Origin of the sequence: Xanthomonas arboricola (assembly GCF_003353015.1) — a bacterium.
Taxonomy (GTDB): Bacteria; Pseudomonadota; Gammaproteobacteria; order Xanthomonadales; family Xanthomonadaceae; genus Xanthomonas; species Xanthomonas arboricola_E.
The window spans coordinates 341,689-362,307 of record NZ_QREM01000001.1 but is presented as its reverse complement, the minus strand read 5'-3'; the positions used below and the strand labels follow the sequence as shown (position 1 = coordinate 362,307).

At 68.2% G+C, this 20,619-nt stretch carries 18 protein-coding genes and 1 other RNA gene; 6 read left to right on the top strand and 13 right to left on the bottom strand.

Annotated features, from left to right (window positions below):
• Nucleotides 1-782 precede the first annotated feature (782 nt).
• From C0541_RS01670 to C0541_RS01655, 4 genes are all read right to left on the bottom strand, one after another.
• Nucleotides 783-1,784: an arabinogalactan endo-1,4-beta-galactosidase gene (locus tag C0541_RS01670; RefSeq protein ID WP_115045407.1), complete on the bottom strand. Its 1,002-nt coding sequence runs from the start codon at nucleotides 1,782-1,784 to the stop codon at nucleotides 783-785.
• Between the two features lie 766 nt (nucleotides 1,785-2,550).
• A non-coding RNA gene (locus tag C0541_RS01665) (sX9 sRNA) lies at nucleotides 2,551-2,628 on the bottom strand.
• An 84-nt stretch (nucleotides 2,629-2,712) separates the two neighbouring features.
• Nucleotides 2,713-4,035 (bottom strand): XVIPCD domain-containing protein, encoded by a 1,323-nt coding sequence (locus tag C0541_RS01660; protein ID WP_115045406.1) that lies wholly within the window; start codon nucleotides 4,033-4,035, stop codon nucleotides 2,713-2,715.
• Nucleotides 4,032-4,631 carry a hypothetical protein gene (locus tag C0541_RS01655; protein ID WP_161959825.1) on the bottom strand — a complete coding sequence of 200 codons (600 nt, stop codon included), beginning with the start codon at nucleotides 4,629-4,631 and terminating at the stop codon, nucleotides 4,032-4,034. Before C0541_RS01655 ends, C0541_RS01660 begins: the two co-directional genes overlap by 4 nt.
• Before the next feature lie 297 nt (nucleotides 4,632-4,928).
• Between C0541_RS01655 and C0541_RS01650 the strand changes: the two genes are divergently transcribed.
• The 4 genes from C0541_RS01650 to C0541_RS01635 all read left to right on the top strand — a co-directional run bounded on the left by C0541_RS01650 (nucleotide 4,929) and on the right by C0541_RS01635 (nucleotide 8,585).
• Complete coding sequence (locus C0541_RS01650; RefSeq protein ID WP_238601246.1) at nucleotides 4,929-6,881, top strand: SpoIIE family protein phosphatase; 1,953 nt, start codon at nucleotides 4,929-4,931, stop codon at nucleotides 6,879-6,881.
• Nucleotides 6,878-7,309 (top strand): ATP-binding protein, encoded by a 432-nt coding sequence (locus C0541_RS01645; protein WP_115045404.1) that lies wholly within the window; start codon nucleotides 6,878-6,880, stop codon nucleotides 7,307-7,309. Before C0541_RS01650 ends, C0541_RS01645 begins: the two co-directional genes overlap by 4 nt.
• Entirely contained in the window at nucleotides 7,306-7,725 is a 420-nt protein-coding gene (locus C0541_RS01640) for an STAS domain-containing protein (RefSeq protein ID WP_005923815.1), read from the top strand. Before C0541_RS01645 ends, C0541_RS01640 begins: the two co-directional genes overlap by 4 nt.
• A 239-nt stretch (nucleotides 7,726-7,964) precedes the next feature.
• Nucleotides 7,965-8,585, top strand: a complete 621-nt coding sequence (locus C0541_RS01635; protein ID WP_115045403.1) for an HAD hydrolase-like protein — start codon at nucleotides 7,965-7,967, stop codon at nucleotides 8,583-8,585.
• Nucleotides 8,586-8,758: 173 nt separating this feature from the next.
• On the opposite strand, the gene C0541_RS01630 is transcribed toward C0541_RS01635, so the two are convergent.
• The 9 genes from C0541_RS01630 to mdcA form a co-directional block, all read right to left on the bottom strand.
• Nucleotides 8,759-9,478, bottom strand: a complete 720-nt coding sequence (locus tag C0541_RS01630; RefSeq protein WP_115045402.1) for a GntR family transcriptional regulator — start codon at nucleotides 9,476-9,478, stop codon at nucleotides 8,759-8,761.
• Nucleotides 9,479-9,557: 79 nt separating this feature from the next.
• Nucleotides 9,558-10,913: an SLC13 family permease gene (locus tag C0541_RS01625; RefSeq protein ID WP_115045401.1), complete on the bottom strand. Its 1,356-nt coding sequence runs from the start codon at nucleotides 10,911-10,913 to the stop codon at nucleotides 9,558-9,560.
• 154 nt (nucleotides 10,914-11,067) lie between these two features.
• Nucleotides 11,068-11,988 (bottom strand): malonate decarboxylase subunit epsilon, encoded by a 921-nt coding sequence (gene mdcH / locus C0541_RS01620; RefSeq protein ID WP_115045400.1) that lies wholly within the window; start codon nucleotides 11,986-11,988, stop codon nucleotides 11,068-11,070.
• Nucleotides 11,989-12,184: 196 nt separating this feature from the next.
• On the bottom strand, nucleotides 12,185-13,057 hold the full coding sequence (gene mdcB / locus C0541_RS01615; RefSeq protein WP_429001322.1) for a triphosphoribosyl-dephospho-CoA synthase MdcB: 873 nt from the start codon (nucleotides 13,055-13,057) through the stop codon (nucleotides 12,185-12,187).
• A gap of 302 nt (nucleotides 13,058-13,359) precedes the next feature.
• A complete protein-coding gene (gene mdcG, locus C0541_RS01610) occupies nucleotides 13,360-14,001 on the bottom strand; it encodes a malonate decarboxylase holo-[acyl-carrier-protein] synthase (protein WP_115045399.1) in 642 nt (213 codons plus the stop codon).
• Nucleotides 14,002-14,003: 2 nt separating this feature from the next.
• Entirely contained in the window at nucleotides 14,004-14,708 is a 705-nt protein-coding gene (gene mdcE, locus C0541_RS01605; protein WP_115045398.1) for a biotin-independent malonate decarboxylase subunit gamma, read from the bottom strand.
• Nucleotides 14,699-15,619 (bottom strand): biotin-independent malonate decarboxylase subunit beta, encoded by a 921-nt coding sequence (locus C0541_RS01600; protein ID WP_115045397.1) that lies wholly within the window; start codon nucleotides 15,617-15,619, stop codon nucleotides 14,699-14,701. Before C0541_RS01600 ends, mdcE begins: the two co-directional genes overlap by 10 nt.
• Before the next feature lie 993 nt (nucleotides 15,620-16,612).
• Complete coding sequence (gene mdcC / locus C0541_RS01585; protein ID WP_115045396.1) at nucleotides 16,613-16,930, bottom strand: malonate decarboxylase acyl carrier protein; 318 nt, start codon at nucleotides 16,928-16,930, stop codon at nucleotides 16,613-16,615.
• 9 nt (nucleotides 16,931-16,939) lie between these two features.
• The gene (gene mdcA, locus C0541_RS01580) at nucleotides 16,940-18,586 is read right to left on the bottom strand and encodes a malonate decarboxylase subunit alpha (RefSeq protein WP_115045395.1); all 1,647 of its coding nucleotides are present in this window, start codon (nucleotides 18,584-18,586) and stop codon (nucleotides 16,940-16,942) included.
• 190 nt (nucleotides 18,587-18,776) lie between these two features.
• Between mdcA and C0541_RS01575 the strand changes: the two genes are divergently transcribed.
• A complete protein-coding gene (locus C0541_RS01575) occupies nucleotides 18,777-19,319 on the top strand; it encodes a PadR family transcriptional regulator (protein ID WP_115045650.1) in 543 nt (180 codons plus the stop codon).
• 359 nt (nucleotides 19,320-19,678) lie between these two features.
• A complete protein-coding gene (locus C0541_RS01570) occupies nucleotides 19,679-20,467 on the top strand; it encodes a siderophore-interacting protein (RefSeq protein WP_115045394.1) in 789 nt (262 codons plus the stop codon).
• Nucleotides 20,468-20,619: the final 152 nt, after the last annotated feature.

Genomic DNA, 20,619 nt, shown 5'->3' with positions numbered 1-20,619 from the left:
GTGGCGGGGTCTTTTGCGGTCTTTGGCAGGGACTGCCGGCCATCGGCGCTGGCCGGCTGGTGCCGTCGAGGNCGGGTGCGCTCCTACGCGGTGGCGGGGTCTTTTGCGGTCTTTGGCAGGGACTGCCGGCCATCGGCGCTGGCCGGCTGGTGCCGTCGAGGCCGCGATTGCGCGTCTCGGCACGCCCATCCGTAGGAGCGCACCTGGGCGCGATGGGCTTTCCCGGTAGCGCCCGTCGCGCCCGGGTGCGCTCCTACGCGGGGGCGGGGTCTTTTGCGGTCTTTGGCAGGGACAGCCGGCCATCGGCGCTGGCCGGCTGGTGCCGTTGAGGTCGCGATTGCGCGTCTCGGCACGCCCATCCGTAGGAGCGCACCTGGGCGCGATGGGCTTTCCCGGTAACGGCCGTCGCGCCCGGGTGCGCTCCTACGCGGGGGCGGGGTCTTTTGCGGTCTTTGGCAGGCACAGCCGGCCATCGGCGCTGGCCGGCTGGTGCCGTTGAGGTCGCGAGTGCGCGTCTCGGCACGCCCATCCGTAGGAGCGCACCTGGGCGCGATGGGCGTTACCGGTAAGACCCGTCGCGCCCGGGTGCGCTCCTACGAGGGGGCGGGGTCTTTTGCGGTCTTTGGCAGGGACAGCCGGCCATCGGCGCTGGCCGGCTGGTGCCGTCGAGGTCGCGATTGCGCGTCTCGGCACGCCCATCCGTAGGAGCGCACCTGGGCGCGATGGGCTTTCCCGGTAAGGCCCGTCGCGCCCGGGTGCGCTCCTACGCGGGGGCGGGGTGGTTAGAACGCTTGTAGCGCTTCGGTCAGCTGGCCGTTGTTGTTGACTGCGCCCATGGTGTAGCCCTGCCAGCCCGGGTAGGCATTGGGCTCCCAATAGAACACGCCGAGCACGCGCGAGCCGATGGCATTGCTGCGGCTGAGCAGGTTGGTGAGCATGGCGCGGGTGGTGGCGGCCTGCTGCCAGTCCATGCCGACCTCGGCCACCACCACGTCGCTGCCGTAGCGGGAGATCATGTCGCGCATGTTGGCGTCCAGGCGGTTGTTGTAGTCCTGCCAGCTGCCCACCGGCGGGTAATGCGACATGCCGATGACGTCCCACTTGCCGCCGGCCGAGCGCAGGTTGTCGAAGAACCAGCGGAAGTTGGCGTTGTCGTAGCCGTTGGCCAGGTGCACGATGACCTTGGCATTGGGATACACCGCCTTGGTGGCGTTGTAGCCGCTGTTGATGAACTGGCCGAGGGTAGCGAAGTTGGGCGTCTTGCCCTCGTTCCACAGCATGCCGCTGTTGATCTCGTTGCCCACCTGCACCCAGCTGACGGTGATGCCGTTGTCCTTGAGGTATTTGAGGATGCCCTGGGTGTGGCTGTAGACATCGGTATTGAGCTGGGCGACGGAGTGGCCCGCCCAGGCCGCCGGCTTGGTCTGCTTGCCGGGGTCGGCCCAACTGTCGCTGTAGTGGAAGTCGATCATGATGCGCATGCCCTGCGCGGCGGCGCGCTTGGCCTTGTCCAGGGTATCGCGGCCGTCGTTCCAGCCGCCGGACGGGTTGACCCACACGCGCAGGCGGACGGCATTGCCGCCCACGTCCTTGAACAACTTGATGAAGTCGGTGGTCTTGCCGGCCGCATCGCGGAACACCTGCGGCGGGTTGGCCGCGGCCTGCTGGTTGAGCCAGCTGACATCGGCGCCCTTGGCAATGCCCTGCGCGCCGGCGCCGGCGCTGACACCGCCCAGCAGCAGCACCAGCAACACACGGCAATAGCCGTTACGAAAAATGCGCATGAAACCCTCTCCCTTGATCGATGGATGTCGCGCCACATGGCGCCCTGCCTCCCCCCTGAACCTCACCGCGCGTGGTGCGGCGATGCCGCCACGCCACGCACGCCGCGAAACGGTGGCGATTCCAGCACGGCAACGCAACACGGTCGCGCTCGCTATAGCTGCTGCGTGATTGCGGCATATCTCGCGGCGGCCAACGCCTTGCGCCAGCGCACTGGCGATCTTTTCACCAGCGCGTTGTTGTGCGGGTGCAACAGAAAAACGGCGCGGTAGTGCGCGATGCGCCTGCTACCGGCGAGCCGTTGCCGCGGCAATACGCGTGGCCGCCTGCCCGCGACAGCACATGGACAGTGGCCCATGGCGTAGGGCCCGATGCGCACGGCCATGCGCGGCAGACGTCCTGGCAGTGGGGCGCGCTGCTGGAAGCACACCCAGCACCGCATGCGCGCCGCCCGCAGCGCACAGCGGCATCGGCATCGCTCTCGGCCAACAGTCGACACGGGACCGCAATACCGACTCGACCAAGGCTGCGGCGCTGCACGGCAGGCTGGGCGGCACCAGTCCGACGGAGGGAGACCACCCGGCCTTCCTGATGCCCTGCCCGCTCACTGCATTCGACGAGCCTGGCCTCCTGGGATCGTGAGCGACCAAAAAGAAAGAACGCCGGGCAAGCCGGCGTTTTTCGCGCAACGTTCGATGGCGGCAGTCGGCAGATCGAAGCGGCGCCACGTCAGGCGTGCTGACCAGGCGCCTGCACCGCATCGAGAGTGGCTAACGGAATGTCGCAAACCCGCATCAACCGGGTGCGGACGGCGCGCCCGGGACCGGAAGTGTGCAAGTGGCACAAGCCGCCTCCGGGCACCGAGCGCGCCTGGCTGGCGCCTGCGCACTGATTTGTCTGCCGCTCCGAGCCACGCCTGCAGGCGCGCATTCAGCCCAGCGCGCGTGCGCCCTGCTGTTGTTGCTGGGTCTGGGTTTGCTGCTGCTCCAGCGCCAGCGACTGGCGGGCGGCGTTGTCGGCCACGCGTTGGCTGCTCTGTTCCAGCGGCGTGTTCATGGCGGTCATGGTGTCGACGCTGACGCGCAGCTGCGCGGGGTCGTCCACGCGGCCCTGCACGGCGAAGGTACGTGCGGCGTCCGGGCTCATCATCACCGCGTCGATGCGTTGGCCGCCGGCGGCGTGCATTTCCGAGGCCAGCGAGCCGGACAACTGGGCACTCTTGTGATCGGGGCTGCGCCCCGCACGCGCATCCTGCGCATGCACGCCACGCTGCGCATCCTGGAACAAGGGGTTGCCCACGTGCCCAGGTTGATCGATGCGCAACGAGGTCTGCTCGTTGCCGTGTTCGCGCGCGTCGCGCTTGGCGGGTTCGCCCGGGGCGAGCGGGCCGCGGATGGCGTCAACCACATCCCGTCCAAGGCCGTATGGGCCGCGGGTCACGATGGTGGTACCGGTGCGCAGCTCATTCACGTCGCTGCGGTACTCATCAATCATCCGCGCATTTTTTTCGGCGAGCGGACGCGCGTTGGAATCAGTGAGCGCAGAGTGCTCGCCGAGGAAGTTGCCCAGCTTGTGTGCACCTAGCGACGCCGTCGCGGCCATCAGTCGGTCATCCGGAATCAGGAAATTGGCTTTGCTATTGCTGTAACCAGATGCGCTCAAAGCCAGCATTTCAGTAGGCTTGGCATAAATACGCACCTGACCGAAATGCGGCGATGCCGCGCTGACCGGGTCCGACGCCATCACGTGATTGATCACGCTGTTGCCGCCTTCCGGAATGCGGTAACTCAGGCTGGCTGCGCCATAGGCGTTGAAGGTTTCGCCTTTGAGGTCGTAGTGGTGCGCGGAAATTTGCGCGAGCGCGCCGCCAAGCGAGTGACCGGTGACGGTGACTTGCGGTGTACGCCCCTCTTCCTTGCCAATTTCCTTTGCATAATCCAGTGCATGCTTGGTCAATGCCAAAGCATCAGCTGCTTGCGGATTGGTCCGCGAGGTAACCATGGTTGCATCGGTGAGAATGTCATTAAGTGCGCCCTGGGTACCGCGGTGCGCAACGACGATCTCCCCAGTGCCCTCACGTTGGTAAATTGTGCCTTGGTAACCGTTCGACTTGTTGTTGACGTGTTCGACAACAGCGTAGCGCTGCCCTTCGATCGTCACGATCTCTTCGTGTCCAGGGGCGCGGCGGCCCACTGCACGATCTTTGTAGACGTCATCGGAAAGGCCGGCATATTGCGGAGACGGGATGGTCATGGCGCAACTTCCTTGGCAACCAACGTGATGGTGAAGAGCTTGTCGCGAATTTCTGGCTTGAATTCTTCAGCCTTGTGCTTCCCCATGTCCGGGAAATCACTCATCTCTGAACGCGGATAACGCTCACTCCAGTAATACTCAGTAGACGCCTGCTGCGCCAGCACCGTCTTGCCTTCGATAAACGACAGAAAGCGGGTTTCTTCTTCAGCACCGGTCGCCTTCAATAACACGCTGGCGCCGCTGAATTCCCAGTGACAGACGCCGCGACCGTAATAGTCCTCGTCCTGCATCAGGTCCAGATAGACGGTGCCGCGGTACTCGGTGTCGGAGATCTTCTTGAGCGCGAAGTCTTCCTGGCTGGTGATGCGCCCGGCGGTTCCAGTTTCGGGCTGGATCTTGCCGCATTCGGCTTCGTTGCTGACGTCGTACTGCGCCGCGCCCTGCACCAGGCCGAAGGCGCCCGGCGCCTTGTCCAGGGTCAGGGTGACCTCGTAGGCCTTGCGCGGGCTGGGATTCAACTTGGCAAGGCCGCGGCCACCGGACTCGACGTCGGCTTCTGCGGCGGCCTCGGTTGCGGGGGATTGGGTCTGGGTCATGCTGGTCTCCGGGGCGTTACAGGCCGTAAGCAAAAGGGCCAGCAGGCTCGGGGTCAGAATCTGGCGCAAGGCCGGCCTCCATGGCGGTAGGGGGGAGTCAATCTAGTTCGCTGACCCGCCGGGGTCAATTTACGGCAGCTGAGGATGAGGCCCCCGTGAGCCAGTTGCCGGCGCGCGGAAAACTGCCATGATCGGGGCCATCCGCCGCCAGGGAAGCGCGTCATCGCCACCGGTTCCACATCGCCAGCCGACGGCGTGGCCGTCACCCCGCGGGTGCACTGGCGGCACAGCCTGCGCATGCGGGTGTTGCTGGCCGCCACCGCGGTGCTGGTGGTGTTGCTGGCGGTGCTGGGCACGGTGTTCTACCTGGGCGCACGCGCCGAGCTGGTGGAGGCGGCACGCGTGGAGGTGGATGGCCTGACCGAGCAGACCGCACGCAGCCTGGCGGCGACGCTGGATTCGGTGCAGGTGAGCGGCCGCACACTGGCCGCCAGCAGCAGTGCGATGGGGCTGCAGCCGTTCAATCTGCGCGCCCTGCTGCTGGCCACGCTCAGCGGCGACCCGGATATCGGCGCGGCGCGTTTGATCATCGAGCCGCGCACGCAAAAGGCCCGAGACACCGGGTTTGTCTGGTACGTGCATCGCGATGGCACGCGCGTGCTGGAAAAATCGGTGCAGGAGCTGGGCTATGACTACCGCGCGATGCCGTGGTACCTGCGCACCCAGCGCGAAGGGCGCGCGTGGTGGTCCGAGCCGTATCTCACTCCCAATGGCGGCAGCGCGCTGTACACCAGCTACAACCTGCCGTTGCGCCGCCCGGGCGATGCGGTGGATGCCGCGCCGGTGGGCATGGTCAGCGTGGACCTGCCGCTGCAGCACCTGCGCGAGATCATCGACCAGCTGCCGCGCGACATCGGCATCCAGCCGATGCTGCTGTCGCCCGAAGGCATGCTGGTGTTCAGCCCCGACCCGGCGCTCAACCTGCGCTACACGCTGGCGCGGTACGTGGCGCATGCGCGGCCCGACCTGCTGCCGCTGCAGCGCGCGGTGGCTGCGGGCCAGCCGATCTCGTTCGCGCACACCGCCCCCGATGGCGAGCGCTTTCTGACCCATAGCGCGGCGGTGGGGCGCAGCGGCTGGACCTTTGTGCTGTCTGCCTCGGAAGGCTATGTGCTGGCGGGCCTGAACTGGCTGGCCGCGTGGGTGGCGCTGGCGGCGCTGCTGGGCGCGGTGGTGTGGTGGTGGCTGATGGGGCGGATCACCCGCAAGCTGACGCGGCCGATCGAGGAGCTGACCGACACCGCCGAGCACTTTCGCCGCGGCGAGTTCGAGTACCCGCTGCCACACATCCAACGCCGCGACGAGGTGGGCGTGATGGCGCGTGCGTTCGACAGCGCGCGCGATGCGATCCGCGACCACATCGCGCAGATCGGCGAGATGACCGCCGCGCGCGAGCGCATGCACAGCGAGCTGCAGATCGCGCGCGAGATCCAGCAGGCGATGCTGCCTTCCGGGCGCACCTTCGACCGCGCCAATTCGCACCTGGAAACCTGCGCCTGGCTGGAGCCGGCCAAGGCAGTGGGCGGCGACTTCTATCACTTCGTGGAGACCGAGCCGGGGCTGCTGTGGTTCGTGGTGGGCGATGTGTCCGACAAGGGCGTGCCGGCAGCCCTGTTCATGGCGCGCGCGGTGAGCGTGCTGGAAATCGCCGCGCGCCGGCATACACGCCCGGACAGCATCCTGATCGCCGCCTCCACGCGGCTGGCCGACAACAACGACACCTGCATGTTCGCCACGGTGCTGTGCGGGGTGATCAACGTGGTCAGCGGCGATTACTGGCTGGCCAGCGCCGGCCACGAGCCGCCGGTGCTGATCGACATCGACGGCAGCGCGCGGCCGTTGCCGCTGGAGACCGGCGCGCCGCTGGGGATCGAGCCGCAGGTCGCCTACCCGGTGCTGCAGGGCCGCATGAGCGCCGGGCAGACCCTGCTGGGATACACCGACGGGGTGACCGAGGCGATGGACGAGCGTGGCGCCAGCTACGGGCTGGAGCGCCTGCTCGGCGCACTGCGGCCACGCCGCAGCGCGGCGGCGCAATGCAAGGCGGTGATCGCCAACATCGCCCACTTCACCGGCCAGGCCGACCCGTACGACGACATCACCCTGCTGGCGATCCGGCTGCGCCAGGAGCATGCTGGGCGGGTCGCAGACGCTGGCCGGGACGCACCCGGAAAGGCAACGACCCGATGAAGCTCGATCTGGCCATCGCGCCTTCGCTGGCCCAGCTGGCCGGCGCCAACGACGCGCTGGAACACTCGCTCACGCTGGAAGGCCTGCACGCCGAGCGCATTGGCCAGGTGCGGCTGATCGTGGAAGAGCTCGGCTGCAATGCGCTCACCCACGGCCAGTGCACCGAGCAGCCGCTGCGCCTGCAACTGCAGCTGGACCCGCAGGCGCTGGTGCTGGAGCTGAGCGACCCCGGCAGCGCGTTCGACCCCAGCGCCGCAGCGACGCCGGACCTGACTGCCGAGCTCGACGAGCGCGCGATCGGCGGGCTGGGGCTGTTTTTGGTGCATCAGTTCGCCGATCACATCGACTACCGCCGCGATGGTGCATACAACGTGGTGCGCGTCACCCTGCTCCATCCGTACGCCCCTGTCCCCGAGACACTGTCATGACCACGCTCGCCATCCAGATCGACCCGCCGCAGGACACCCGTCAACGCGTCATCCTGACCGGGCGCCTGGACACCCACACCTACCAGGATCTGGACGCGGCGCTGTCGCCGCTGCTGGGCACGCTGATCACCACGCTGGTGCTGGACCTGACCGCGCTGGAATACATCTCCAGTGCCGGCATCCGCTGCATCTTCAAGGCGCGCAAGGCGCTGGCCACGCGCCAGGGCAAGGTGCTGGTGACCAACCCGCAGCCGCAGATCCGCAAGGTCTTCGACATGGTCAAGGCGGTGCCGCTGAGCGATGTGTTCGCCTCCACCGAAGAACTGGATGCCTACCTGGCGGCGATGCAGCGCAAGGTCATCGAACAGCATGCGCAAGGCGATACGCCGATCGTGCCGCATTTTGCCGAGGCGTGAGAGTCGCTGACGACGTATAGCCGACGGGCGTGCGGCGGATGCGCGTGCACCTGGTAGAAGTGCACGCGTGGTACGTGCCGATTCCCGGCATCGAACGCGCGTCCACCTGGCGATGATTGCAGTAGGTGTGCCGATCGCCTTGCAGTGTCGCCTCGCCTGCGCGCACACATGTGGGTGTGCCTGCGTGCGGCATGTGCACGGCAGTGGTTAGGCTATGCCGCCCTGCTCCCTGCGTTGCAATGCCCAAGCTGATCATCTTCGATTTCGATGGCACCCTGGCCGATTCGTTCGGTTTCTTCCTGAGCACGCAGCGCGTGCTGGCCGAGCGGCACGGCTTCCGCGCCGCGCAGGCGCATGAAGTGGACGCTGCGCGCCGCCTCAGCACCCGCGCGTTGCTCAAGCAATCGGGCCTGAGCACCTGGCGCATCCCGCTGGTGGCCGCCGACTTCATCCGCCTGATGCGTGCCGCCCCACCGATGGCCTTGTTCGACGGCATTGCCGAGGTGCTGCAGACCCTGCACGCGCGCGGCACCTGCCTGGCGTTGGTGTCGTCCAACTCGGTGGAGAATGTGCAACGCGCCCTGGGCGAGGAACTGAGCGCGACGTTCGCCGTCATCGACGGTGGCGCGCATCTGCTGGGAAAACAGCGCGCCTTGCGCCGCGTGCTGCGCAGCACCGGGCATACCGCAGCGCAGGCGGTGTACGTGGGCGACCAGGTCGCCGACTGGGAAGCGGCGCAGACGGTGGGGCTGCGGTTTGCCGCGGTGGCCTGGGGCTATGCGCATCCGGAGGTGTTTGCGGGATTGGCGGGGACGCAGTTGATCGAACGCGTGGATGCGTTGCTCGGGTTGGCGGAGTAGCCCGTTTTTTGGTGGCTGGGATTGGGGATTGGGGATTGGGGATTCGCTAGAGCGAGAAGCTTGCCGGTGCTGCGTGCGCGTGCCCTCATCCGCCCTTCGGGCACCTTCTCCCGGAGGGAGAAGGGAAGCGTATGGCGTGCACTGACTGGTCGCCGGAAGCCACGCGCCGACGTCTAGACCCCGCCCACGCGCGGTAATGGTGCCGGCACATTCAACATGCCCCCGGCCGCCACATACGCCGCCAAGGCCTGGCCCTGGCTCAGCAGATGCCCGTGCATCGTGCGCTCGGCACCTTCGGCATCGCGGCGGCGTACGCATGCCATCAGCTCGCGGTGCTCGGCCAGCGACTGCGCCATGCGTCCGGGCGTCAACAGCTGCCGGCCGCGGTGCATCTTGAGGATGCGGTGCAGATCGTGGGTGACGCGGATCAACCACGGGTTGCCGGCGTATTGCTGCACGGTTTCGTGGATCAGGTAATTGTTGCGGTAGTACTCGGCCAGGTCGCCGGCGGTGGCGGCGGCTTCCATCGCCGCGTGCAGCTCTTCCAGGCGTTGCACGCCGGCCGCGTCGACGCGCTTGACCGCATCGTGGGCGCAGCGGCCTTCCAGCATGGCCATCACCGGGAACAACTGGTTGAGGTCTTCCAGCGTCAGCCGCGTGACCCGGCTGCCGCGGCCGGCGTCCAGTTGCACCAGGCCTTCGGCGGCGAGCAGCTTGAGGCTTTCGCGCAGCGGGGTGCGGCTGATGCCGAGTTCCTCGGCCAGCGCCGGTTCGTCGATCCATTCGCCCGGCGGCAGTGCGTAGTCGTAGATCTTCTGGCGCAGGCGCTCGGCCACTTCCTCGTACAGCGGTACGCGCTTCCTGGCGCTGCGCGAATCAGGGGCGAGGGTCATGGCAGGCGGGTCGTCGATGCGGGCGTGGGGACACCCATTCTACCGGGGCGCCCCAATGCCCTGCCGGACGCGGGCCGGATCACAGCCAGCCCGGCACCACGAACAGCAGCCAGGCCACCAACGGCCCCAGCAGCACCACCAGCCCGCTGTAGACCAGGAAGCGACGGAACAGCGCGTCGCGCTCTTCCTTGGCGGCCGAGGCCACCACCAGCGCACCGTTGGTGGAAAACGGGCTGACATCGACGATGGTGGACGACACCGCCAGCGCGCAGATCACCCCGGCCGCGCCGAGCTGGCCCTGCATCAGGAACGGCACCGCCAGCGGAATGGTGGCGCCCAGCACCGCCGCCGACGAGGCGAACGCGGAGACGATGCCGCCGACATAGCAGACCAGCAGCGCGCCCAGCAACGGCATGCCGATATGCGACACGCCGGTGCCGATGTAGTCCACCGCGCCGGCCTTTTCCAGCACCGCCACGTAGGTCACCACGCCGCTGATCAACAGCACCGTGGACCAGCTGATGCCATCCACCGCACCCTTCTGCGCGCTGGGCGAGATCAGCGCCAGCGCCACCGCCACGGTGATCGAGACCAGCCCGACATTGAGGTTGTAGACCAGCGCGGCCACGCCCAGGCCGAGCAGGCCGAGCAGCGTGATCACCCGATCGCGGGTGATGGCCACCGCCTCCAGCGCCAGCGGATTGGTCGACAGGGTGCCGCCACCGGCGGCCACCAGGGAGCCATGCCCTTCGATCGCGAACGGGCGCTTGGACGCCTGGTCGTCGGCCACCGCCACGTATTGCGCGTCGGCCAGCGACACCTCCTGCCGCCGCATCAGCTTGAGCCCACCGAAGGCGCAGAAGCAGATGATCGCCATCATCAGGTTGAAGCCCAGGCTGGTGAGGAACACCGCCATCTCGGTGACGTCCAGCCCGGCCTTTTCCACCACCTTGTTGGTGATGCCGCCATACACGCTGATCGGCGAGAACCCGCCGCCCTGCGCGCCATGGATCACCAGCAGGCCCATCATCAGGGGATTGATGCGGTATTGCTTGGCAAAGCGCAGCGCCACCGGGCCGATGATGGCCACCGCTGCCGGCCCCAACGCGCCGAACGCGGTGAGCAGGCCGGTGATGACGAACATCACCCAGGGAATGGCGACGATGCGCCCGCGCACCGCGCGCACCGCCCAGTGCACCAGCAGATCGATGGTGCCGTTCTTCTGCGCGATGGCGAACAGATAGGTGATGCCGACCAGGGTCAGGAACAGGTCGCCCGGAAAGCCGGCCAGCACCTCCTTGCCGTCCAGCCCCACCCACACGCCACCGATGATGAAGGCCAGCGCGAAGGCCACCGCGCCCATGTTGATGGGTAATGCGGTGGCGACGATGAACATGATCACCAAGCCAAGAATCGTTGCAATTTGCGGGGTCATGCGCCCTCCCAGACACCTGATACGCGTACAGCACGGATGGCCACCCGCCACCCAAGGGTCACACCTGGTCAGACGCAGGGCGGCTGACAGAAATAAGGGGCAGCTGCCGGGCGGTTGCCTCCGCCACGCCCGCTTCGCCGCTGCTGGCGTTACTTCATGCCGCGCGCTCGCACGCGGCATCGACCCACTCCACCACGCCCTGCGTGCTGTGGAAGTCCTCCACCGATCGCGCTTCGCAGCCCGGCACGATGTCGCGCGCCATGCGCGCCAATGCGCTGCCTGGCCCCAGTTCGAGAAACACGCGCGCGCCGCGTTCGGCGGCCTGCACCAGCACGTCGTACCAGCGCACCGTCTGCGCGATCTGTGCAGCCAGCGTGTCCACCACCAGCGCCTGCGTGGTGACGGCACGTGCATCGATGCCGGCCAGCACGCGCAGCCTGGGCGCGTGCACGGCCACGTTGTTCAATTCAACCGCAAAGGCATCGGCCGCCGCACGCAGCCACGGCGTATGTGCCGGCACGCGCACCGGCAACTGCGTGATGCGTGCGCCCTGCGCCTGCGCTGCATCGCCCAGTACCTGCAGCGCAGCGTGCGGGCCACCGAGCACGGCATGGTCGTCGCCGTTGACGATGGCGATGGCCGCGCCATGCGTCTGGCACAGCGCTTCGAGCACACGCAGCGGCAGGCCGGCCACCGCCATCAATCCGGCATGGTCCGGGCTGGCCGCGTCCATCAGGCGTGCGCGGGTGGCGGCCAGCTGCAGGCAGGTGGCGATCTCCATGCTGCCGGCCACCGCATGCGCGGCCAGCTCGCCGACGCTGTAGCCGAGCACCAGCACCGGCGTGGGCAGCTGCGCACGCAGCAGCTGCCAGTGCGCCAGCGTGCCGGCGCACACCAGTGGCTGCGCAATGGCGTTGGTGTAGCGGGCGTCGTCTGCGGCAAGCGTGTGTGCCGAGGCGCCGAGCACCTTGCTCGCGGCAGCGATTACCTCGGCCGCGGCCGGCGCATCGGCAACACGCGCGAACATCGCCGCATGCTGCCCACCCTGGCCGGGACAGAGCACGGCCAGGCTCATGGGGTGGCCTGCTTGCAGGTGACGCCGTGCGCCGTGCGAATGGAGCCCTGATCCGCCCTGCAGGCATTTTCTCCGGGGACGGCGAGAAGGACGCCGCTTGCTGAGGCCTTGAGAAGGATGGCACTAATGCGAAGGGCAGAACGACTGCACGCGCGTGCGCGCACTGCCTTCGCGGCTGCCGATGGCCGGCGCGTGCTCATGCGCTCTCCTGACACTGCAGGAACCAGGCGCAGGCCAGCAGGTCGGCGCTGCCGCCCGGGCTCAGGCGACGTGCGACGAAGCCGGTACCGATGGCATGCAAGCGCGCGCGCCACTGCGGGTGCGCGATGCCGCCCCCGGCGAGAAACGCACGCGCCTGCGCCTTTGCGTAAGCCAGCCCGGCCTGCCCGCCGCGATGCAACAGGTTGAGGTCGTCGACCTCGGCAACCAGGTGCATCAAGGTCTGCGCCAGTGCCGCCTCGCGCGTGGCGCCGCTGTGCACTGCGCTGCGCAGAGACGGCAATGCAATCTCGCGCAGCAAGGGATACCCGTCCGCGGCCTGCTCGCGCACGCCGCCGATCCGAAACCTTGCACGCGCACGCTGGCCATTGCTGCGTGGATCCAGCGGCGCGGCGCGCAATACATCGCGCCAGGCCTGCACCGCGCTGCAGGCTGCTTCACCGGTAGGGGCATGCCCATGCACGGCACGCAAGCGCGCCGCCTGCGCAGTGAGCACGCCAAGGCTGAAGATCGCGCCGCGGTGGGTGTTGATGCCGCCGGTGGCGCGCAGCATCGCCGCTTCGGCCGCGATGCCGAGCTGGCGCACATGCTCGAACGGCGCGTTATCGATGCCCGCCTGTGCAATCGCGACGAAGTAGCCGCGCAGGGCAAACAGGCTGCGCAGGAAGGTCGACGCATCCATGTCGGCATGGCTGCCGCTGTCGAACGGCGTCACCAGGCCGGGCTTGGGCGCGCAGCGCAGTTCCGCGTACAGGGCGGCGACCGCGAGCCGACCCAGACGATGCGCCAGCGCGCTGGTGCTGCCGGCTTCGGGAGGCCATGTGGCTTGTAGCGCGACGTTGTCTTGCACATCGCCATGCGTGCGTGCAGCAGGCGACGGCGCGTAAACGAGATCCGAACCATCGCCTGCTGGAGCAAGGCGCGGTCTTGGCTGCTGGGATGCTTCTTGCGGTGCTGTCTGTGCCAGTGCCGAGGGGATGTCCGCAGCAACCAAGCGCGTCGATGGGCTGTCTGCACTTGGCAGAGATGGCGCGATGCCCGCCTCTTTTGAGGTTGTCACCGGTTTTGATGCTGTTGCCCGCAGCTGCTGCTCGCCCGCGGTGCACTGCGTCCCCGCGGGCCTGGCATCGGCAGTGCGCTCCACCAATGCACTCATGCCGCACTCCACACCGGAAACAGCGCGCTGCGCGGCAGCAAGCGGCAGCCGGCGCTGCACTTCACCAACACCTGCTGCGCGCTGCCGGCATATTCGCGCCAGTTCACCGCAGTGTCGTCGGGCAGCAACAGCTCGCCGTCTGCGCGCAGCCCATGGCGGTGTTCCCAGCGCTGCAGCAATGTCACCACTGCCTGCGCCTGTTCGGGCGTGGCAATGGACCACAACAGATCCAGGTCCGATTGCGCGTGCACATACGCAAACCCGGTCAGGGCCTGCCATGCGAAGCTGCCGAAGACGCGCGGCTGCAGGGCACTGGCAGTGGCCTGCGTCCGCAAGGCCTGCAGTGCAGGCTGCAGCGTGGCGGGTGCGGCTGCGATCACCGCGTCCAGCGCCAGCGGCGCGGTGCTGCGCACGATATCGTCCAGGCCGGCACTCAACGCCAGCCGCTGTTTGCCTTCGTCTGGCGGCAATGGCACGCCGAGCGGCACGCGGCAAGGCGCCTGGCTGCCATCGCCACGCGCCACCACCGCCGGCAACCCCGCGGCGAACCACTGCTGCAGCCGTGGCTGCGCACCCGGCGTCAGCGCCTGCCAGCGCGCGTCCGGATGCAGCCACACCAGTGCGTGGCGGGCGGGCATGCTCAGGCCTCGCCTGCGGCCACGGCGGCGGCGACATCGCGCGCCAGGGTGCGCCCGCCACGTTGCGCGCCAAGTGCCCGGCGTTGATCGCCATCGCTGGGCGCCGCCAGGGCGTCGAGCAGCGCCTGCGCCAGGTTGCCGTCCCAGAGCGACTCCACCGCGCCCATGCGCACGTAGTTCTCCACGCCCGGCGCGAACACCGGCGAGCTCTTGCTCAGCGCCTGCAGGGTGTCCACGCTCTGCTTGGTCACGCGCGCCATCGCGCGCAGATCCATCACCCGGATCTGCGCATCCGGCAACGCGTGGATATGGTCGGCCATCAGGCCGAACGACAGGAAGCCGCCGCTGACCGATTCGCCATACACCAGTGTGACCAGCCGCGCGCCGCGCTTGCGCGCCAGATCCAGCGTGCGTGCCAGATGCGCGAAATAGCCGTTGATGCCGAGCAGTTCGTCGCGGCGTGCAAGCCGTTGCCCGGCGGTGTCGGCCAGCATCACGATCGGCCGCTGCGGCTGCGCGCGCGTGCTCGCCAATACGGTCGCCGCCAATGCCAGCGCGTGGTCCACGCCCACTTCGAGCTTGTTGGCGGTGCCGATCACGGTGACCTCGCCCGCGGCCGTGGTGGCGCTGCCGGTGAGCACATCGTCGTTGCGGGCGATGGCGTGGCCGAGCGGAAACAGCTGGTCCAGGAGTTGGGTCAGTTCCACGGCGTGCTCCGGTCGGCGGTGGCGGCGAGGAAGGCGTCGGTGTCCAGCAGCGGCAGCCGCTGTGCATCGACGATGCCCTGGCGTTGCCAGATCTCCAGCCCATCGCGGCAATCGCCATAGGCGTCAATGCGCTTGGACAATTGTTGATGCGCCACTTCCAGCGCCTGCAGTGCGGCCTCGCCCGCCGGCTCGGCCAGGGTGTCCAGCGTCTGCGCGGCGGCATCGGCGAATGCAGCGATGCGGTCGGCCACCAGCGTCTGCGCCTCGCCCAGCAGATAGCGGTGCTTGCCGCCGGTGACGCGCCACACCAGGGCGCGGTCACGGGCGTCGAATTCTTCCACGCCGCGCACGGTTTCGATCACGTCCGGGCCGGACAACGACAGGCGGCCTTCTTCGGACATGATCACGGCGCTGCAGCAACGCGCCACGATGCCCATGCCACCGAAGGCGCCATTGCCGCTGCCGATCAAGGCCAGCACCGGGACGCCGGCGGCGCGCGTGTCCAAGGTGGCACGCATGATTTCGGAGATCGCGATCAGGCCGGCATTGGCTTCGTGCAGGCGAACGCCGCCGGTGTCGAGCAGCAGCAGCACTGCGTCCGGCTGCGTGGCGGTGGCGCGTTCGAGCAGGCCGGTGAGCTTGGCGCCGTGCACTTCGCCGACGCCGCCGCCCATGAAGGCGCCTTGCTGCGCGGCGATCAGCACGCTGCGCCCACGCAGCGTGCCTTCGCCGACGACGATGCCGTCATCGAAGGCGCCGGGCGTGTCCAGTTGCGCCAGGTGCGGGCTGATCAGGCGGCGACGTGGGCCGACGCATTCGCGAAAGCTGCCGGCATCCAGCACGCCGTCGATGCGCTCGCGCGCGTCGGCCTCGTAATAGCTGCGCTCGGCCACGGGAATGGTGGTGCTCATACAAGTCTCCCGACGACAGGCGTAGGAGCGCACCTGGGCGCGACCGGGGCATTACCGGGAACGCCCGTCGCGCCCGGGTGCGCTCCTACGGGGGCACTGCGGTGTGCCGGGGCGTCGTCGTTGCGCTTGGCCATGGGGATGGCGGTGCCTANGGCGCGACCGGGGCGTCACCGGCAACGCCCGTCGCGCCCGGGTGCGCTCCTACGGGGGCACTGCGGTGTGCCGGGGCGTCGTCGTTGCGCTTGGCCATGGGGATGGTGGTGCCTACATGGCCCCGGACAACCAACGTAGGAGCGCACCCGGGCGCGACAGGGGCGTTACCGGGAACGCCTGTCGCGCCCGGGTGCGCTCCTACGGGGGCACTGCGGTGTGCCGGGGCGTCGTCGTTGCGCTTGGCCATGGGGATGGCGGTGCCTACATGNGGGTGCGCTCCTACGGGGGCACTGCGGTGTGCCGGGGCGTCGTCGTTGCGCTTGGCCATGGGGATGGCGGTGCCTACATGGCCCCGGACAACCAGCGTAGGAGCGCACCCGGGCGCGACCGGGGCGTCACCGGCAACGCCCGTCGCGCCCGGGTGCGCTCCTACGGGGGCACTGCGGTGTGCCGGGGCATCGTCGTTGCGCTTGGCCATGGGGATGGTGGTGCCTACACGGCCCCGGACAACCAGCGTAGGAGCGCACCCGGGCGCGACCCGGGCGTCACCGGGAACCCCCGTCGCGCCCGGGTGCGCTCCTACGGGGGCACTGCGGTGTGCCGGGGCGTCGTCGTTGCGCTTGACCATGGGGATGGTGGTGCCTACATGGCCCCGGACAACCAGCGTAGGAGCGCACCCGGGCGCGACCGGGGCGTTACCGGCAACGCCCGTCGCGCCCGGGTGCGCTCCTACGGGGNGGCCCCGGACAACCAGCGTAGGAGCGCACCCGGGCGCGACCGGGGCGTTACCGGCAACGCCCGTCGCGCCCGGGTGCGCTCCTACGGGGTGACTGCGGCGGCTCATGCGGCGGCTCCCTGCAGGACGTCCAGCGCCTGCTCCAGGCGCAGGCTCACCACCGCGGGCGTGGCGCCGACATCGTTGATGCTGATGCGCACGTCGCGCAGCGGATGGCGCGCGGCAAAATCGTCCAGCACCGCCTGCCAGATCGCGCCGAAACCGCGCGCGGCGGTGAGGATCTCGATCTCCATTGCGCCGCCCAGCGGCACGCGCTCGACCAGCACTTCCAGGTTGCCGGAGGCGACCACGCCGACCAGCGCATGGTCCAGCCCGGCGCGCGCGCCATGCTGGCCATCGAAGCGATACCGCAGGGTTTCCATGCCGTGCCCCTACCAGTTGCGAAAACGTTTCGGCGGGTCGTACAACCCACCGGACCAGCGCACCAGGTCCTTGACCGTGCGCGCGGCGAGCAGGTCGCGCGTGGCATCGCGCGGACGGATGCCCAGGTCTTCCGGCCGCCTGATGACACCGCGATCGCGCAGGTTTTCCACCGCGCGTTTGTCGCGGCCCAGGCCGACAGCGGTATACCCGGACACGCCACGGATGGCCTGTTCGCGCTCTTCGGCGCTGCGGCACAGCAACAGGTTGGCGATGCCTTCTTCGGTGAGCACATGGCTGACGTCGTCGCCGTAGATCATCACCGGCGGCAGCGGCATGTTGGCGCGTTCGGCCAGTTCCCAGGCATCGAGCCTGTCGACGAAGGCCGGCGCCATGTGTTCGCGGAAGGTTTCCACCATCTGCACCACCAGCTTGCGCCCGCGTGGCATCTCGCCCGGGCGTGACGCCTCGCGCCCGGCCTTGAGCCAGGCGGCGCTGGCGTGCCGGCGGCCGCGCGCATCCGAGCCCATGTTGGGCGCGCCGCCGAAGCCGGCGATGCGGTCGCGCGTGGCGGTGGAGCTGTTGCCCTGCAGATCGATCTGCAGGGTGGAGCCGATGAACATGTCGCAGGCGTACAAGCCGGCGGTCTGCGACAACGCACGGTTGGAGCGCATGCTGCCGTCGGCACCGGTAAAGAAGATGTCCGGGCGCGCGGCGATGTAGGCCTCCATGCCCAGTTCCGAGCCGAACGAATGCACCGAGTGCACGAAGCCCGATTCGATCGCAGGAATCAGTGCAGGATGCGGATTGAGCGCCCAGTGCCGGCAGATCCTGCCTTTGAGCCCCAGCGACTCGGCGTAGGTGGGCAGCAGCAATTCGATCGCCGCGGTGTCGAAACCGATGCCGTGGTTGAGCCGGTCCACGCCGTATTCGGCGTAGATGCCCTTGATCGCCATCATCGCCATCAGCACCTGGATCTCGGAGATCTGCGCCGGGTCGCGGGTGAACAGCGGTTCGATGTAGTTGGGCCTGGGCGCCTGGGTAACGAAGTCCACCCAGTCGGCCGGGATGTCCACGCGCGGCAGCGTGTCGACGATCTCGTTGACCTGCGCAATCACGATGCCGCCCTTGAACGCGGTGGCCTCCACGATCACCGGGGTGTCTTCGGTGTTGGGGCCGGTGTAGAGATTGCCGTGGCGGTCGGCGGCCTGCGCGGTGACCAGCGCGATGCGCGGGGTCAGGTCGATGAAGTAGCGGCCGAACAATTCCAGGTAGGTGTGGATGGCGCCGATCTCGATGCGGCCCTCGCCGACCAGCCCGGCCAGGCGCGCGGCCTGCGGGCCGGAGAACGAGAAATCCAGCCGTTTGGCGATGCCGCGCTCGAACACGTCCAGATGCGCGGGCAGCGACAACACCGATTGCACCATGTGCAGGTCATGCACGCGGGCCGGGTCCACCTCGGTGAGGCAGCGCGCCAGGAAGTCGGCCTGCTTCTGGTTGTTGCCTTCCAGGCAGACGCGATCGCCCGGCTCGATCACCGCCTCCAGCAGCGCCACCACGTCGGCGGCGGCCACCACGCGCCCCTGCGGCGCCAGGGCGGCGGCGCGCTGCAGGCGCTGGCGCCGGCTTTCGGCCTGGGTGTCCCACTGTCGACTCATGCGTCTGCCTCACCGGGCGCAAGCCCGTAATGTCGGATTAATTACATCGTAATTATGGAATCCGACGGTGTCTAGCCGCATTGCAGCATGGGTTGCAGGGGCAGAACGGTCAGCCGGGCGACAGGCTGGTGCTTGCGGGAGATCTCGATTCGATATATCTTTTCGACACTCTTCGATATATCGAATAATGATGCACTCCCGCCACGATGACTCGCCGAACGCGCTCGATCCGGTTCTTGCGCCCAGCGCCACGCGCCGCGGCGGCAGTGGCCGCGCGCGGCCACTGGAGCATGGCGACCTGCGCCTGCTGCTACTGGCGCTGATCGAACAACAGCCGCGCCATGGCTATGAATTGATGCGGCAGATCACCGCGCTGTTCAAAGGCCTCTACACGCCGAGCGCGGGCGCCATCTATCCGGCGCTGGCGCAGCTCGAAGCCGATGGCTGGGTGCAGACCGCGTTGGACGAGGGCCGCAAGCGCTATCAGGTGACCGCGGCCGGCCGCACGCACGTGGCACAGCAGCGCGATGCACTCGATGCCGCATTGGCCCGCACCCACCGCCGCGCGCGCGAGCTGATCAAGGCACAGACCCCGGCGCCGATTCGCGAAGCCATCCACCGCATCAAGCACGGCCTGTTTGCGCGGCACGGGCAATGGACGGAGGCAGAAACCACACGCATTGCCGCACTGCTCAACGCCGCCGCTGACGGCATGGAGCGCGACGACGGCTGAGTGCGCCCATCGCCGTGATCCGAAGCCAACCGATGCCGGTTTGATTGCGCCTTGCGGCAGTGACGCGTCATCGCGGTGGTTGCGTTGCGCGGCGTCAGTGGCATGCATGCATTGCTGTCCCTGCGCTGTTCTGCGCATTGATCAGCGTGTCGCTGCAAGACATCGACCTTGCTTGGTTGGCAGATGCACGCGGCTTCGCCCGTCCCCGCATCCGCCCCCTGCGGGTCACCTTCTCCCGATGGGAGAAGGCTGAGCAACAACCGCTGTTCTTTTTCAGCTCGCTAGCTAGATCGTCGCATCATCGTTTGCAGTCACTCCCCCGCCGCGCATCTGCGCGCCACCTCCAGGAATCGCACTACATGGCCATCCACACCCACACCCAACTCCGCCGCGACCCGCGCCTGCGCTCCGTGCAGGTGGTGCGCTGCGAATCGCTCACGCCGCAGATGCGCCGCATCGTGTTCGGCGGCAGCGAGCTTGCCGGTTTCCAGAGCGAGGCACCGGACGATCACGTCAAGCTGTTCTTCCCCAATGCCGATGGCGCCTTCGTGCTGCCGACGATGACGCCGGATGGCCCGCGCTATGCCGAAGGCGCGCTGCCCTCGCCCGGCCGCGATTACACACCGCGCTACTTCGACCCGCAGAGCGGCGAGCTGAGCATCGACTTCGTGCTGCACGGCGACGGCATAGCCTCCAGCTGGGCGGCGCAGGCACAGCCCGGCGATACGCTGAAGATCGGCGGCCCGCGCGGCTCGTTCCTGGTTGCCGACGACTACGACCACTATGTGCTGATCGGCGATGAAACCGCCTTGCCGGCGATCGGCCGCTGGCTGGAAGCCATGCCCGCCGACATGCAGGCCGAGGTGTTTATCGAAATTGCCGATGCGGCCGAACGCCAGGAGCTGCTCAGTGCCGCCGAGGTGGACGTGTACTGGCTGGAACGCAACGGCTTCGATGCCGCCAGCAGCACCTTGCTGGAAGACAGCCTGCGCGATTACGAGCCGCATGACGGCGACACGTTCTACTGGATCGGCACCGAATCCATGCGCGCGCGTGCGATGCGCAAGTTTCTCGAGGAGCACATGGGCGTGGACAAGGATTCAGTGCGCGCCAAGGGCTACTGGAAGGCGAATCCGGCGGCGGAGTGAGGGTGGGCACGCGCGTGGTGCCGGGCTGAGGGTAGAGCCCTCGCGGCCAGGGCCGCTCCTACAACGGTCGGATGCTCATGCGTTGTGGTTGGACTGAGGGTAGAGCCCTCGCGGCCAGGGCCGCTGCTACGACGGTCGGATGCTCATGCGTT